At 69.3% G+C, this 15,279-nt stretch carries 12 protein-coding genes; 6 read left to right on the top strand and 6 right to left on the bottom strand.

What is annotated here, in order from left to right; all coding sequences use genetic code 11:
* The 4 genes from tldD to AC1RVY_RS14530 all read right to left on the bottom strand — a co-directional run bounded on the left by tldD (position 1) and on the right by AC1RVY_RS14530 (position 5,708).
* The gene (gene tldD, locus AC1RVY_RS14545) at positions 1-1,485 is read right to left on the bottom strand and encodes a metalloprotease TldD (protein ID WP_492806942.1); all 1,485 of its coding nucleotides are present in this window, start codon (positions 1,483-1,485) and stop codon (positions 1-3) included.
* Between the two features lie 83 nt (positions 1,486-1,568).
* On the bottom strand, positions 1,569-1,907 hold the full coding sequence (locus tag AC1RVY_RS14540; protein ID WP_492806941.1) for a YegP family protein: 339 nt from the start codon (positions 1,905-1,907) through the stop codon (positions 1,569-1,571).
* A 144-nt stretch (positions 1,908-2,051) separates the two neighbouring features.
* Positions 2,052-3,224, bottom strand: a complete 1,173-nt coding sequence (gene rodA, locus AC1RVY_RS14535) for a rod shape-determining protein RodA (RefSeq protein ID WP_492806940.1) — start codon at positions 3,222-3,224, stop codon at positions 2,052-2,054.
* Positions 3,225-3,269: 45 nt separating this feature from the next.
* Positions 3,270-5,708, bottom strand: a complete 2,439-nt coding sequence (locus AC1RVY_RS14530) for a protein kinase domain-containing protein (RefSeq protein ID WP_492806939.1) — start codon at positions 5,706-5,708, stop codon at positions 3,270-3,272.
* A 111-nt stretch (positions 5,709-5,819) separates the two neighbouring features.
* Here AC1RVY_RS14530 and AC1RVY_RS14525 point away from each other — a divergent pair, with 111 nt between their 5' ends.
* Entirely contained in the window at positions 5,820-6,404 is a 585-nt protein-coding gene (locus tag AC1RVY_RS14525) for a YqiA/YcfP family alpha/beta fold hydrolase (protein ID WP_492806938.1), read from the top strand.
* 27 nt (positions 6,405-6,431) lie between these two features.
* Here AC1RVY_RS14525 and AC1RVY_RS14520 read toward each other — a convergent pair whose 3' ends face one another.
* On the bottom strand, positions 6,432-8,009 hold the full coding sequence (locus AC1RVY_RS14520; protein WP_492806937.1) for a Wzy polymerase domain-containing protein: 1,578 nt from the start codon (positions 8,007-8,009) through the stop codon (positions 6,432-6,434).
* Between the two features lie 161 nt (positions 8,010-8,170).
* Here AC1RVY_RS14520 and AC1RVY_RS14515 point away from each other — a divergent pair, with 161 nt between their 5' ends.
* From AC1RVY_RS14515 to mtgA, 5 genes are all read left to right on the top strand, one after another.
* The gene (locus tag AC1RVY_RS14515) at positions 8,171-8,932 is read left to right on the top strand and encodes a metallophosphoesterase (RefSeq protein WP_492806936.1); all 762 of its coding nucleotides are present in this window, start codon (positions 8,171-8,173) and stop codon (positions 8,930-8,932) included.
* 36 nt (positions 8,933-8,968) lie between these two features.
* Complete coding sequence (locus AC1RVY_RS14510; RefSeq protein WP_218296081.1) at positions 8,969-11,044, top strand: ribonuclease catalytic domain-containing protein; 2,076 nt, start codon at positions 8,969-8,971, stop codon at positions 11,042-11,044.
* Between the two features lie 79 nt (positions 11,045-11,123).
* Entirely contained in the window at positions 11,124-11,984 is an 861-nt protein-coding gene (locus AC1RVY_RS14505) for a TonB family protein (protein WP_492806935.1), read from the top strand.
* 120 nt (positions 11,985-12,104) lie between these two features.
* The gene (aroE, locus tag AC1RVY_RS14500) at positions 12,105-12,953 is read left to right on the top strand and encodes a shikimate dehydrogenase (RefSeq protein ID WP_492806934.1); all 849 of its coding nucleotides are present in this window, start codon (positions 12,105-12,107) and stop codon (positions 12,951-12,953) included.
* Positions 12,954-12,982: 29 nt separating this feature from the next.
* The gene (gene mtgA, locus AC1RVY_RS14495) at positions 12,983-13,717 is read left to right on the top strand and encodes a monofunctional biosynthetic peptidoglycan transglycosylase (protein WP_218296084.1); all 735 of its coding nucleotides are present in this window, start codon (positions 12,983-12,985) and stop codon (positions 13,715-13,717) included.
* Between the two features lie 67 nt (positions 13,718-13,784).
* On the opposite strand, the gene AC1RVY_RS14490 is transcribed toward mtgA, so the two are convergent.
* Positions 13,785-15,218: a cytochrome P450 gene (locus AC1RVY_RS14490; RefSeq protein ID WP_492806933.1), complete on the bottom strand. Its 1,434-nt coding sequence runs from the start codon at positions 15,216-15,218 to the stop codon at positions 13,785-13,787.
* Positions 15,219-15,279 lie beyond the last annotated feature (61 nt).

The raw sequence follows: 15,279 nt of genomic DNA, 5'->3' as shown, positions 1-15,279 counted from the left end.
TCAGGCCGTGCCGCCCACCGTCAGCCCCTCGATGCGCAAGGTAGGCTGGCCGACGCCCACGGGTACGCTCTGGCCTTCCTTGCCGCAGGTGCCCACGCCGCTGTCCAGGCGCATGTCGTTGCCGATCATGGTCACCTTCTTGAGCGACTCGGGGCCGCTGCCGATGATGGTGGCGCCCTTCACGGGGTAGAGGATCTTGCCGTTCTCGACCCAGTAGGCCTCGCTGGCGGAGAACACGAACTTGCCCGAAGTGATGTCCACCTGGCCGCCGCCGAAGTTGCTCGCGAACAGGCCTTTCTTGATACTGGCCACGATCTCCTGGGGATCCTTGTCGCCGCCCAGCATGTAGGTGTTGGTCATGCGCGGCATTGGGATGTGGGCGTAGCTCTCGCGACGGCCGTTGCCGGTGGGCGCCACGCCCATCAGGCGTGCGTTGAGGGAATCCTGGATGTAGCCCTTGAGGATGCCGTCCTCGATGAGCACGTTGCGCTGGCTGGCGTGGCCTTCGTCGTCCACGTTGAGCGAGCCGCGGCGGTCGGCGATGGTGCCATCGTCCAGCACCGTGACGCCCTTGGCCGCCACGCGCTGGCCGATCCGCCCGCTGAATGCGCTGGAGCCCTTGCGGTTGAAGTCGCCTTCCAGCCCATGACCGATGGCCTCGTGCAGCAGGATGCCAGGCCAGCCAGGGCCCAGCACCACGGTCATTTCGCCAGCAGGCGCGGGGCGGGACTCCAGGTTCACCAGCGCGGCATGGACCGCTTCGTCCACGTAGCGGCTCATCTGCTCGTCGTCGAAGTAGGCCAGGCCGAAGCGGCCACCGCCGCCGGCGGACCCCATCTCGCGGCGGCCGTTCTGCTCGGCGATCACCGTCACCGACAGGCGCACCAGGGGGCGCACATCGGCCGCCAGCGTACCGTCGGCCCGGGCCACCAGCACCACGTCGTACTCGCTGGCCAGGCCCGCCATCACCTGCGCCACGCGCGGGTCCTTCGCGCGCGCGCGCTGTTCCAGCTTCTCGAGCAGCGCCACCTTGGCGGTGCTGTCCAGGGAGGCGATCGGGTCCACGCCGGGGTACAGGCTGCGGCCAGCAGCTATCTTTTTAGTAGCTACCCGCGCTTTCCCCGCCTGCGCTGCAGACGAAATGGATCGCACCGTGCGGGCCGCATCCATCAAGGAAGCCTGCGAGATGTCGTCCGAGTAGGCAAACGCCGTCTTTTCCCCGCTGACCGCCCGCACCCCCACCCCCTGGTCGATGCTGAAGGAGCCCGTCTTGACGATGCCCTCTTCCAGGCTCCAGCCCTCGCTGCGCGTGTACTGGAAGTACAGGTCCGCATCGTCCACCTGGTGGGTGCGGATCTCGGCCAATGCCCGTGCGAGATGGCTCTCATCGAGCCCGAAGGGGGTCAGCAGCAGTTCGCGAGCGACGTCGATGCGCTGGCTGGTGGCCGCGCGCTGGGGCGCGGCAGTGGTGGAGCGGGAAGTCATCGGGGCATTTTAGGCGCGCGGCCATGCCCGGCAGGGCACGAAGCGGTATGTCCCTATGCCGCATCACGCGGCCGCCCCGATGCTCAGGCTGCCGTCTGATCGTCCAGGCCGGCCTGCGAGGCGTGCGCCTGCACGGATTCGATGCCCGCATCCCGCGCCTTGGCGCCGGAGTACATCTGGCTTTGCCCGATGACCTGGCCATTGCCCGCCTTGAGCGTGAAGTAAGGGGATCCGTCCTTGGCGCTCAGGCGTCCGAACCGGCCGCCCTCGGGCGCGTTCTTGCGCACGGCCTCGATCCCGCCCAGCGCGCTGGCCCGGGATTCGTACAGCTCGCTGGTCAGGATCACCTGGCCGTTGGTGGCCAGCAGGTTGAAGACAAATTTATCGTTCTTCGACTTCTTCAGCTCGAACTTCGCCGCCATGGGGAATCCCTTCGGTTGCTCTGAGGCCAAGGCACAGTTGGCCTGCCGGTTTGTACCCTCTTGCGGCGGCCCACGCAACGCCCGGGCAGAGACCCTGGGCCTTGCCAAGATTCATCCGGGGCCACGCCGCCCCGGCGCGGTGCGCTACAGCGCGGGACGCGCGTCCTTGGGTTCCTGCTTCTGGGCGCGGGCGACCGACATCAGGATGCCCAGTGCCAGGCCCAGCGTGACCATGGCGGTGCCGCCATAGCTGATGAAGGGCAGTGGCACGCCCACCACGGGCAGTATTCCGCTGACCATGCCCATGTTCACGAAGGCGTAGGTGAAGAAGATCATGGAGACCGCCCCGGCCATGAGGCGCCCGAACAGGCTCGTAGCACCCGCGGCGATGGACAGCCCGCGCCAGACCAGCATCAGGAAGCAGACCAGCAGGAAAAGGTTGCCCGCCAGGCCGAATTCCTCGGAAAACGCGGCAAAGATGAAGTCGGTGGTGCGCTCCGGGATGAACTCCAGGTGCGTCTGCGTGCCCGCCATGAAGCCCTTGCCCCACATGCCCCCGGAGCCGATGGCGATCATGCCCTGGATGATGTGGAATCCCTTGCCCAGCGGATCGCGCGTCGGGTCCAGCAGGGTGCAGATGCGCTGCTGCTGGTAGTCATGCAGCACCGACCAGCGCACGCCGTCCGCGCACAGCTGGTCGCCCAGGAGCACCAGCGCCAGCACGCCAATGCCCCCCAGCAGCACCGGCGGAAGCACCAGTTTCCAGGACAGGCCCGCGAAGAAGATCACCGACAGCCCCGCCGCCAGCACCAGCAGCGAGGTGCCCAGGTCGGGCTGCTTCATGATCAGCCCCACCGGCAGGGCCAGCAGCAGCCCCGCGGCGGCAAAGTCGAGCGGGCGCAGGGTCCCTTCCCGCTTCTGGAACCACCACGCGAGCATCAGCGGCATGGCAATTTTCAGGATTTCGCTGGGCTGGATGACGATACCGACGTTGACCCAGCGCTGCGCGCCTTTTTTGGTGATGCCGAACAGCGCCACCGCCACGAGCAGCGCCACGCCCGCCGCATACAGCGGCACGGCGAACACCATGATCTTCTGCGGCGGCACCTGGGCCACCATGAACAGGATCGCCCCCGCGATGAGCATGTTGCGCCCATGGTCCATGAAGCGCGTGCCGTGGTCGTAGCCCGACGAATACATGGCCAGCAGCCCGGCGCATGCCAGCAGCACCACCACCAGGAGCAGCGGCAGGTCGAACCCGCGAAACAGGGGAAGAAAACGCTGGGCGAGCGTGGGTTTCTCAAAAACAACGGACATCGCGGGATTATCGTGGCCCCGGGGCCCGCCCGCACCAGGCGGCGTTCACCCCGCCTGGCGAAAGGCCATCACCGCCTGGTTGCGCAGGGTGCGCAGCAGCCCGAGGGCCTTGTCGTCCACGACGATGCCCCCGGCCATGGACTGATCGGCGTAGATGAGCGCGAAGGTCTGGCCCTTGATCTGCAGCGGAAGCAGCAGGAACGAGGGTGCGTTGAGCCCCGTGCGGTACCACTCGGGCAGGCGGGACTGCATCCTGGGCTCGGTCGCGTCGTTGATGAGCGTGTCGGCGCCGCGCAGGCAGACGGCGGCGAACAGGTCTCCCTGGGCCTTGAGCGGCACTTTCATGGCGCGCACGGCGGCCTCGCTGCCTTCGCCCAGGCCGAAGCGGCCGGTCAGCAGGTCGGTGCGCGCCTCGCGCAGGCAAAACACCATGCGCCGGAACCCCAGCGCGCGAAACATGGTCTCCAGGATCATGCGCAGCACGTCGTTGAGCTGAAAGCTCTCGACCATGGCGTTGGTGACATCCTGGATGCCCGCGGCCAGCACCTCGTTGACCTGCGCCACCGACACCGCGCCGCCGGCCTGGGACTCGAGCACCGCGGGCAGCGGCTGGGTTTCGCTGGCCCGCAGCTCGTGCGAGCCCAGGGGGTCGTCCTGCGGCATGGCGGCGCCCGTCGGGGGCGGCAGCTTCAGCAGCCGCGCGGCGGGCGTGCCCGGTTCCACGCGCAGGTCCAGCGCCTCGGCCAGCGCCACCAGCTTGTGGCGGGCACGCAGGGTGGCATCGGAGATCGCGTCGGCGGACAACGCCAGCGTGCGCGAATAGCGCGTGCCGATCTGGCCAAGGCGCCCTTCCAGCGCGGCCGGCTCGCTCAGCAGCAGCGTGCTGGCCACCTCGTTGGCCGCCATGGCCACCCACCGCAGGCGCTCCACCCCCTGCTCCGGGGCGCGCTGCATCGGCGAGCCCAGGGGCTTTCGCATGCAACGCTGCAGGCTCTCGGGCAGCCCCCAGACGCGGGCCACGCCCACACCCAGGTCCTCGAACCCCAGGCCCAGCACCTGCAGCGCGGCGGCTTCTTCGCCGCCTTCCACGCGGCCCGACGCCAGCAGGCTGCGCACCTGCCGCGCCTCTTCCGGAAAATAGAACTCGCACAGCATGCGCCCCAGGTTCTGGAACATGGCCCCGATGAAAGCCTCCTCGGCCGCCTGGGCCGATGCGCACAGTTCGGCCGCCACCGAGCCGGCCATCATGGCGCGCAGGAACTCCTCGCGCATCTGGCTCGCATGGGCCTTGTCCTGCATGTGGTCCAGCAGCACCAGGCTGAGCGCCATGTTGCGCACGGCGTTGAAACCCACCAGGCTCACCGCGCGCGACACGGTGCTGATCGTGCCGCGCCCCGCATGGGCGTAGTGCACGCTGTTGACCAGGCGCAGCAGCTTGTTGGTGAGCGCCACATCCTTCAGGATCTCGTGCGTGAGGTCGCTGATGCTGTCGTCCTCGGAGTTGGCGACGCGCTGGATGCGCGCCACCGAATCGGAGAGCGCCGGGAAATCGCTCTTGTGGCGCATGCGCCGCAGCAGGAAGTCGAGCGTGGCGTTGCTGGCCGCCGTGGGCGCGCTCGCGGGCGCGGCCCAGGCGCGCAGGGCATCGCGAAACTCCGCCGCCGAGGCGTAGCGCCCGCCCGGCTCGCGGGCCATGGCGCGCTGCAGGATGGCCCGCAGCCCGTCGTCCACGCCCGGGCCCAGGTCCTGCGGCAGCTGCAGGGCTTCATTAGCGATGTGGTACAGCGCCTGCCAGGTGTCCTTCTGGTGGACCAGCGGATGGCCGGTGAGCATCTCCACCAGCACCAGCGCCGCGGAATACACATCCATGGCGGGCGCGGGCGCCGCGCCCGCCGCGGCCTCGGGCGCCAGGTAGGCCGGGGTGCCGCTGGCCATCTGGGCATCCGGCGCGGCCTGCATGGGCGCCGCCATGCCGAAGTCCATGACCCGGGCGTGGCGCTGGGCGTCGATCATGATGTTGGACGGCTTGAGGTCGCGGTGCACGATGCCCGCCTGGTGCGCGGCCTGCAGGCCGTCGAGCACGTCCACCATCAGGGCCACGGCATCGTGGGGCGTGCAGCGCCCCTGCTGCGCCAGGTGTTCGGCCAGTGTCCTGCCCGGCACGTACTCGAAGACGATGTAGGGCTGGCGGCCCTGCACGTCCGCCTCGAACACCGGCACGATGAAGGGGTGCGCGAGGCGCCCCACGTGCCGGGCCTCGCGCAGCCAGTGTTCGAGCACCGACGGGTCCTGGTCCTGCACGGGGCGCATGAGCTTGATGGCCACCTCGCGCTGCAGGCGCGGGTCCAGCGCCAGCCACACCGTGGCCTGGGCGCCCCGGCCCAGAAGCCTTTTCAGCTCGAACCTCCCCAATGAAGCGGGCGGCTTCTCGGCGGATCCCAGGGCCCAGCGTTTGGCGGTGGAAAGCGGGGCAAAATCAGTCATGGTGGGATCAAGGCTGCGGGCTCCACCGTGTGGCGCCCATGCCACGCATCTTATGTCTGGGCCACCGCCCTTTGCAGCAGTGATTCCCCTGCCTTGTCGTTTTCCCCCTCCATGACCACCACCCACCTCCTGTACCTGCACGGCTTTCGCTCCTCTCCCCAGTCCGCCAAGGCCCGGCAGATGGCGGCGTACGTGGCGCTGCACCATCCGGGCGTCACCTTCTGGTGCCCCCAGCTGCCGCCGTCGCCCCGGGCGGCGATGGCGCTGGTGGCGCAGGGCATCGCCCACTGGCCCGGCGCGGCCATGGCGGTGGTCGGCTCGTCGCTCGGCGGTTTCTATGCCAGCTGGGTGGCGCACCACAAGGGCTGCCCCAGCGTGATGCTCAACCCCGCCGTCCACCCGGCGCGCGACCTGGAGCGCCACATCGGCGAGCAGACCTCCTGGCACGACCCGGCACAGCGGTTCTACTTCCAGCCGGAGTACATCGGCGAGCTGCGGGCGCTGGACACTTCGGACCAGCCCCCCGCCGCCCCGGAGATGGCCATCATCGCCAAGGGCGACGAAGTGCTGGACTGGCGGGAAATGGCGGCGCGCTACCCGCATGCGTGGCGGATCGTGCAGGAGGGGGGCGAACACGCCCTCGCCAATTTCAGCGACCACCTGCCCCAGGTGGCGCAGTTCCTGCGCCTGGCCTGACCACCAGCGCCACGGGGGCGCCTGTGCTCAGCGGGCGCGGGACGCCCCGGCGCCACCCGCCCCCATCCAGCGGGCATGGTCGTCCGGGTAGGCGATGCGGTAGCGCTTCATGTGGAACGCGGCTTCATCGTCCTTGCCCAGCATCACGGCGCTTTCGATCAGTGCCTCGATGACGCGGGGCTCGGGAGAGTAATGGAGCAGCTCGTGGGCCAGGGCATTCATCTGCTGCGCGTTGTCCCGCGAGAGCGCCATCGTGGTGAGGCGCGCGAAGTCCAGCTGGCTCGCAAACATCACGGAAGAGGACACCCGGCCAGGCAGGTCATCCCGGTACGCCGGGGCCCTTTGCGCGCTGGGCTTGTAGAACTGGCTCACGCGGTGGTAGTCCCAGGCGGCAACGCCGCACACGGCGAGGACCGCCACGGCCACCACCAGCCCCGCAAGCCCCGCCCCCGGCGCGGGGCCGCCCGCCGCCCGCCGCGGCCAGGCCAGCAGCGCCACCGACAGCAGGGCCACCAGCTGAAAAGGCCCGTACCACAGCGGGTACTCCAGCATGCTGTGCAGCCCGATGATCGCCAGGGCACCCCAGGCCAGCTGGCGCGCGGGATCGGTCTCGCGCCACGGCCGGGCGTGCACGCACCAGGCCACGAACGCCCCGCACAGCGCCAGGGCCGCCGGCAGGCCCAGCTCCACGGCCAGGTGCAGGGGCAGGTTGTGCGCGTTGTCCAGCAGCACGCAAAAGCGCTCGCCGGGAAACAGCGTGATGTAGTGCGCATAGTCCAGCTCCCCCCAGCCCCAGCCCAGCCAGGGCTTTTGCGCAATCAGGGTGAACATGTTGGACCACAGCACCCGGCGGCTGGTGCACGCGTGCGCGCCATCAGTGAAGCGATGGAACAGCGCATCTGCACGGACGCCCTGGAACTGCCAGAGCAGTTCGGGCAGCAGCCATGCGGCCGCGAGAAAAATCGAAAACCCCACGGCGCCCATGCGCAGCGCGCTGCCCCTGCCGGGCCCCCGCCACAGCACCAGCAGCCCCAGGATGAGCAGCCACTGCACGGCGACTGTCCGCGACGCCGTGGCGGCCTCGCCCACGGCGATCCCCGCCAGCGCTGCCGCGGCAAGCACGTTCGCGAGCGCGGTGGATGGCGGCCACCGCCCCGGGCCCGGCGCTTCCCCGCCGCGTTCCCCTGCGTGGGACGGCCGGGCATGCAGCGCCCACCACAGCCAGGCCCATGTGCCCAGGCTGAGCAAGGTCGCCTGCTGGTTGCGCTGGCGCAGATTGCCCACGGCCTGCCCGGGCACGGAGGCGTGGATCCAGGGGCCCAGGCCCACATCGCCCGCCACGTACTGGACAAGTCCGATGGCGCTGGCCACGACCGCGGCCGCGCCCAGCCCGCCGGCCAGCAGCATTCCCCACCAGGCGCGCCCTCCGCGCCGGGGTGCCTCCGCGTGCACCGACCAGGCCCCCAGCAGCAGGAGCACGGCCACGCACACCCACGACACCAGCACGGGCCAGAAATTGGAGATCGGAGAGTCGGTGAAGGCGAAGAGGAACGGCAAGACCACTGCGAGCAACGCCAGCGGTGCGGCAATGGCATCAAAAAGCATGTCGATAGAACCGTGCCATCATGAAGGACCCTGGATCATAGGGGCTGGTTTCGCACCCCGCGCGCCGCCGCCTGCCCGCACCTGCCCTGCCGTCCTCCCGCCCGGCGGGAGCTCCCGGGCCGCCGGTAACATCTCCACCAGGCAACTTCCTCGCACACCCCATGAGAATCGCCCTGCTTTCCGACCTGCACCTGTCCGTGCAGCCCCTGGCCCTTGCCGTGCCCGACGCCGACGTGGTGGTGCTGGCCGGAGACCTGCAGCGGCCCGCGCAGGCCATGGCGTGGGCACGGCAGCTGGAACTGCCCACGGTCTTCGTGGCGGGCAACCACGAGTTCTACGGCTCGGACCTCGTGACCACCATGGCGCAGCTGCGCGCGCATGCCGAGGGCAGCGGCGTGCGGGTACTCGAACGTGGCGAGTGGCGCCACGGCGGCGTGCGTTTCCTGGGGTGCACGCTGTGGTCGGACTACCGGCTTTTTGACTCGCCGCAGCAACGCGACGAGACCCTGGCCAAGGCCGTGGAACTGGTGCGCGACTTCACCCGCATCCGCGTGGCGCCCGAATTTCCCCAGCCGTTCACCCCCGCAGTGTCGCAGATGCTCTTCGACCAGTCCGTCGCCTGGCTGGAAGAGCGTTTTGCCGAGCCGTTTGACGGCCCCAGCGTGGTCGTCACGCACTTCGCGCCGGCGCGCGGCAGCATTGCCAGCCAGTTCGCCGGCTCGCCGCTCAATGCCTGCTTCGTCTCCGACCTGGAGGAGCGCATCCTGCGCTGGCAACCCCGCCTGTGGCTGCACGGCCACGTGCACGACAGCTTCGACTACACCATCGGCGCCACGCGCGTCGTCGCCAATCCACGGGGCTACGCGCCCCAGGGCGTGGTGGAAAACAAGGCGTTCGCTCCCGGACTGGTCCTGGAGATCTGACAATCGGCGCCCGGCACCCATGGGAGAATGCCGGCCATGCATGCATTGTTTGAAGAAGCCGGCAAGTTCATGGCCGGCCGTATCCTGTCCGAAGCCGACACCTCCGCCCAGGTCGAGCTCGACTCGGGCAAACGGGTCAAGGTCAAGGCCGCCAACCTCCTCCTGAAATTCGAGAAACCTGCTCCCGCCGAGCTGGTCGCCCAGGCCCAGGCCGTGGCCGAGACCATCGAGCTGGACCTGGCCTGGGAATTCGCGCCCGAGGACGAATTCGGCTTTGCCGACCTGGCGCGCGACTATTTCTCCGACAACGCCACGCTGGCCCAGCAGGCCGGTGCGCTGTTCCGCCTGTACGACGCGCCCCACTATTTCCGCCGCGCGGGCAAGGGCCGGTTCAAGAAGGCATCGGCCGAGATCCTGCAGCAGGCGCTGGCGGCCATCGAGAAGAAAAAGGCCGTCCTCGCGCAGATCGACGAATGGGCCGCAGCGCTCGGGCGCGGTGAGTGCCCCCAGCCCATCCGCGACCAGCTTTACAAGATTCTGTTCAAGCCCGACAAGAACGCGCCCGAATACAAGGCCGTGGTGGACGCCAGCCGCGCCACGCACACCGCACCGCTCGATCTGCTGCAAAAGGCCGGCGCCATCGACTCGGCCTACCAGTTCCACTGGAAGCGCTTCTTGTTCGAGAACTTCCCCAAGGGCACGGGCTTTCCAGCCGTCACGGCGCCCGCCATTGCGGACGAGCTGCCGCTGTCGCCCGCGCAGGCGTATTCCATCGACGATTCGCAGACCACCGAAATCGACGATGCGCTGTCGGTGCAGGGCCTGGGCACGGGCACCGTGGTACTGGGCATCCACATCGCGGCGCCCGGCCTGGCGATCCAGCCGGGCAGCGCCATCGACCAGCTCGGCCGCGCGCGCCTGTCCACGGTGTACATGCCAGGCTACAAGATCACCATGCTGCCCGACGACGTGGTGCAGACCTACACGCTGGACGAGGGCCGCGCCAACCCGGCCGTGTCGCTGTACGTGACCATCGACGAGGCCACGCTGGAGTTCAAGAGCTCCGAGACCAAGCTCGAGCGCGTGCACGTGGTCGCCAACCTGCGCCACGACCAGCTCGATGCGGTGGTGACCGAAGAATGGCTGTCCAACCCGGCGTTCGAGCATCAAAATGACCCCCAGCGCTTGTCCGAACTGCGCCCCCAGCTATCATTTTTGCACCGCCTGGCCAAGGACCTCAAGGCCCGCCGCGAAGTCGTGCGCGGCAAGCCCGAGAACTTCAACCGGCCGGACTACAACTTCCGCCTGGTCGGCAACAACGGCGCCGAGCCCACGGGTGATGAACAAGTGCAGATCAGCGTGCGCCAGCGCGGCGCGCCGCTCGACCTCATCGTGGCCGAGGCCATGATCGTGGCCAACAGCACCTGGGGCAGCTGGATGGCCGAGCTGGGCGTGCCCGGCATCTACCGCAGCCAGGCCAGCATGGCGCCGGGCGTGAAGGTGCGCATGGGCACCAAGGCACTGCCGCATGCGGGCATCGGCGTGAAGGCGTATTCATGGGCCACATCGCCCCTGCGCCGCTACACCGACCTGGTCAACCAGTGGCAGATCATTGCCTGCGCCCGCCACGGCAAGACCGCCGCGCTGGCCGCGCCCTTCAAGCCCAAGGACGCGGACCTGTTCTCCATCATCAGCAGCTTCGACGGTGCCTACAGCGCCTACAACGGCTACCAGGCCGGCATGGAACGCTTCTGGACGCTCAAGTATGTGGAGCAGCACGGCATCACCGAGCTGAACGCCACCGTCTTCAAGGAAGGCCCGGGCGGCAGCTTTTTGGTGCGGGCGGACGACATTCCGCTGGTCTTCCCGGTGCTGGGCGCGCAGAACCTGCCGCGCGGCGCGCGCCTCCTGGTGAAGCTGGGCGAGGTGGACGAGATCACCCTGGACATCCACGGCACCGTGATCGAGCGCCTGGACGACCCGGCCGATAGCAGCGACGACGGCCCGGTGGAGGACGCCGAGGAAGAAGACGACACCGTGGCGGGGCCCATCGCCATCGCCGTGGATGTGAACGAGGCCGAACCCGCCACCGCTGATAATCCCACCCCGTGAACATGGCCCCCACGCTCCCCGGCCCCGTCTGGCCCCGGCCCCCCGAGGGGGCCGCGTTGGATTCGGGGACATCCCTGAAATGAAACTGCCCGCCTTCCTTCGCACCTTCAGCACGCTGCAGCTGGCGCTGGGCGTGTCCATCGCCGTGCACGCCGCGTTGATCTCGGTGCGCTTCATCGACCCCGAAGGTTTCGACCGCGTGTTCCAGGACACGCCGCTCGAAGTCATCCTGGTCAACGCCAAGTCCAACGAACGCCCCGACAAGGCCCAGGCCATCGCCCAGACCAACCTGGCGGGCGGCGGCGATGCCGACAAGGGCCGCGCCACCAGCCCCCTGCCGTATTCGGCGCTCACGGCCATTGGCGACGATTTCGAGGAAGCGCAGCGCAAGATGGATGCGATGCAGGAGCAGCAGGCGCAGCTGCTGGCCCAGCTGCGCAAGCAGCTGGCCACCCTGCCCGAGCCCGACCCGCGCAAGCCCAGCCAGAGCGCCGAGCAGGCCAACGAGCAGGAAAAGCGGCGCCAGCTCGTCAAGCTGCTGGCCGAGATCGAAAAGCGCATCAACGAAGAAAACTCGCGCCCCAAGAAGCGCTACATCAGCCCCGCCACGCGCGAGGAAGCCTACGCCGCCTATTACGACACGCTGCGCCGCAAGGTGGAAGACAAGGGCACCGAGAACTTCCCCGAACAGGGCGGGCGCAAGCTGTACGGCGAGCTCACGATGATCGTCACCGTCAACCACGACGGCCGCGTGCTGGAGACCGAGGTGGTGCAAGGCTCGGGCAACACCACACTCGACCGGCGCGCCGAGGCCATTGCCCGCGCCGCAGGGCCCTTCGGCGCCTTTGGCACCGACATGCGCAAGAAGGCCGACCAGATCGCCATGGTGGCGCGCTTCAAGTTCACGCGGGACCAAACCCTGGAAACCAGTGTTCGGTAACCCCCCTGAGTCGCCTGCGGCGCCTTCCCCCCAGGGCGACGCCGCCAGCCGCCTGGCAAAGCCCGTTCCGCGGCAGCCCCGGCCTGACCCCGCTCCCTGCATGCAGCCCTTGTTGTTCCCATGACACCTTCGCCTCTCGCCCCCGACCTGTACTGCGTGATGGGCAACCCGGTGGCGCACAGCCGCTCGCCCGCCATCCACGCCCGCTTCGCCGAACTGACGGGCGAGCACATCGCCTACGAGCGCCGCCTGGTGCCCATGGATGGTTTTGCGCAGGGCGTGCGCGACTTCGCAGCCCAGGGCGGGCGCGGCTGCAATGTCACCGTGCCTTTCAAGACCGAGGCGCCCGGTCTCGCCACCGAATGCAGCGACCGCGTGCAACTGGCCGGTGCGGCCAACACCCTGACCTTCCGCGCCGACGGCGGCATCTATGCCGACAACACCGACGGCCTGGGCCTGGTGGCCGACATCACGCGCAACGCGGGCATCTCTCTGGCGGGGCGCGATGTGCTGCTGGTGGGCGCCGGTGGCGCCGCTGCGGGCGTGCTGGGCCCGCTGCTGCGGGCCGGTGCGCGCCACATCACCGTGGCCAACCGCACGCTGGCCAAGGCACAGGCCCTGGTGCAATCGCACAGCGCACTGGCCTCACTACAAGAATCAGAGCTGCTAGCGCTTACCCCACAAGCGCTAGATGCCAATTTTGATGTCATCATCAATGCCACGGCCAGCAGCCTTGCCGGTGCCGAGGTGCCGGTGCCCGCCCACGTGCTGCGCCCGGGCTGCCTGGCCTACGACATGATGTATGGCCCCGCAGCGCAGGGTTTTCTGGACTGGGCCCGGCGCCACGGCGCCGTGCCGCGCGACGGCCTGGGCATGCTGGTGGAGCAGGCCGCCGAAGCGTTCCTGCTGTGGCGCGGGGTGCGCCCGCCGTCGGCCCAGGTGCTGGCCGAACTCCAATCCGCCCTCTGACTGAACCCACGGAACAAGGACACGCTGCGATGAAAGCCGTGCTGCGCTGGCTGGGACTGGTGGTGCTCGCCTTCGTGGCGCTGCAGCTGTTCTTCGTGGTCCGCATCGCGGCCATGGTGGCCATCGACCCGGAATCCACCAGCTTCCAGCGCTCCGAGGCCTGGGCGCAGCTGTCCAGCACGGGCCAGGTGCGCTGGCGCCAGCAATGGGTGCCCTACGCGAGCATCTCGGACTCGCTCAAGCGCGCCGTGATCGCGTCGGAAGACGATGGCTTCGTGAGCCACGACGGCGTGGACTGGACGGCCATCGAGAAGGCCTGGGAGCGCAACGCCAAGGCCGAGGCCCAGGCCAGCAAGGCGCAGGCCCGCGCCCCCGACCGCCCCGTGCGCGCCCCGAAGATCCGGGGCGGCTCGACCATCACGCAGCAACTGGCCAAGAACCTGCTGCTCTCGGGCGAGCGCACGCTGCTGCGCAAGGGCCAGGAGTTCGTGCTGACGCTGCTGCTGGAGCAACTGCTCTCCAAGCAGCGCATCCTGGAGATCTACCTCAACAGCGTGGAGTGGGGCGAAGGCGTGTTCGGCGCCGAGGCGGCCGCGCAGCACTACTTTCGCAAGAGCGCCAGCAAACTCACCGCCGGCGAGGCCGCGCGCCTGGCGGTGATGCTCCCGGCCCCCAAGCGCTTCGAGAAAACACCCGGGTCCGCGTATCTGGCGGGCCGGTCGCGGACGATTCTGGCGCGCATGGGCAGCGCGGAGCTGCCGTGACGGGGCGGGCCCTGCGCCACCGCAGGGCCTGGGGGCACCTGGCCCTGCACCCGCCCGTGCGGCGCGCCTAGCACCGCCGCGCCAGCCGCACCATCACCGGCCCGTCAGGCCGCAAGGTCACGTGCAGCCTTGGCGCGCACGCGGGCGCCCCACCCGGCAACCGCAGCTGATAGCGCTGCAGCAGCATGGCCGCGAGCAGCGTCATCTCCAGCATCGCGAAGTGCTGGCCAATGCACACGCGCGGGCCCACGCCGAACGGTACCCATGCACCCTTGGGGATGGCCGGGGCATCGTCCAGAAAACGCTCGGGCACGAACCGGTCGGCCTGGGCAAACCAGCGTTCATCCCGGTGCAGCACCCAAGGCGTGATGCGCAGCATCGCGCCCTGGGGCACGGCCACGCCCCCCAGCGTGATGGGCGCGGTGGTGCGCCGGGTCATCAGCGCGGCAATCGGCGGGTACAGGCGCAGCGCCTCCTTGAGCGTGGCGGCCAGAAAGGGCAGCCGGGCCAGATGCTCGGGGCCGGGCGTCTGGCCCGGGGGCAGCACGCTGTCCACCTCGGCCTGCGCGCGCTGCGCGGCCTCGGGGTGTTCGGCCATCAGGCGGCTCCACCACAGCAGCGTGGTGGCGCTGGTTTCGTGCCCGGCCTGGAAGCTGACCATGCACTGGTCGAAGATCTCCTGCGGCGACAGCGGCTCGCCCGTGGATTCGTCGCGCAGCGCCAGGAGCATGTGCAGCAGGTCGGTGCGCGGCGGAGCGCCCGCCGGGCCGCCCTCTTCCCGCCTGCGCGCATCGATGTGGCGCTGCACCAGCCCCCGGAGCGCCTTGAGCGCGCGCCGCTTGGCGGACTTGCCGGGCAGGGGCAGCCAGTCGGGCAGCGTGAAGGGCATGAACATTTCGCGGAACGCCGTCTCCGACAGCGTCTGCGTGGCCCAGGCGGCGTCGCGCGCATCGGCCTTTGCCGACTCGCTGAACAGCGTGCGCAGGATCACGTCCATCGCCACGCCGGTCCACAGTGTGTCCATGGGCACCAGCGCCTCGGCCTGGCCGGCGGGCACGGCGGCATCGAGCGCGCTGCGGGCGGCATCGGTCATCAGTTGCGCGTAGCCCGCCACGCGCCTGGGGCTGAACGCGGGCATCAGCATGCGGCGCTGGCGCTGCCAGGTGTCGCCCTCGGTGACCAGCACGCTCTGGCCGAACACCTGCTCGAACACGGCAATCCCGCGCTCCCAGCGGATCAGCTGGTCGGCATGGGTGACCAGCGCCTCGCGCACCAGCTCGGGCGACATGAGGTCCCATGCATCCTCATGAACCAGGCGCATGCGGGTGAGGTCGCCATGGCGGCGCTGCAGCCGCACGACAAAGCCCAGGTAGTCGGCGCGCATGTCGCGCAGCAGGGGCAGCCCCCACCAGCGGCGGGCAGGGCCGCCAGGCCGTGCGGCCTGGGCGGTGGCGGGGGGTATCGGAGCGGTCGCGGCGGGAGTGGTGGTCGTGGTGTTCATGCCGTGCATGGTGCAATGCAGCAGCCGCCGGGTATTGAACGAATTCGACATCGCCCCTGGC

It is taken from the genome of Acidovorax sp. GW821-FHT11A03, from assembly GCF_058809075.1.
Note: the sequence above shows the minus strand (reverse complement) of the source record. Positions and strands in the feature narration are given on the sequence as shown.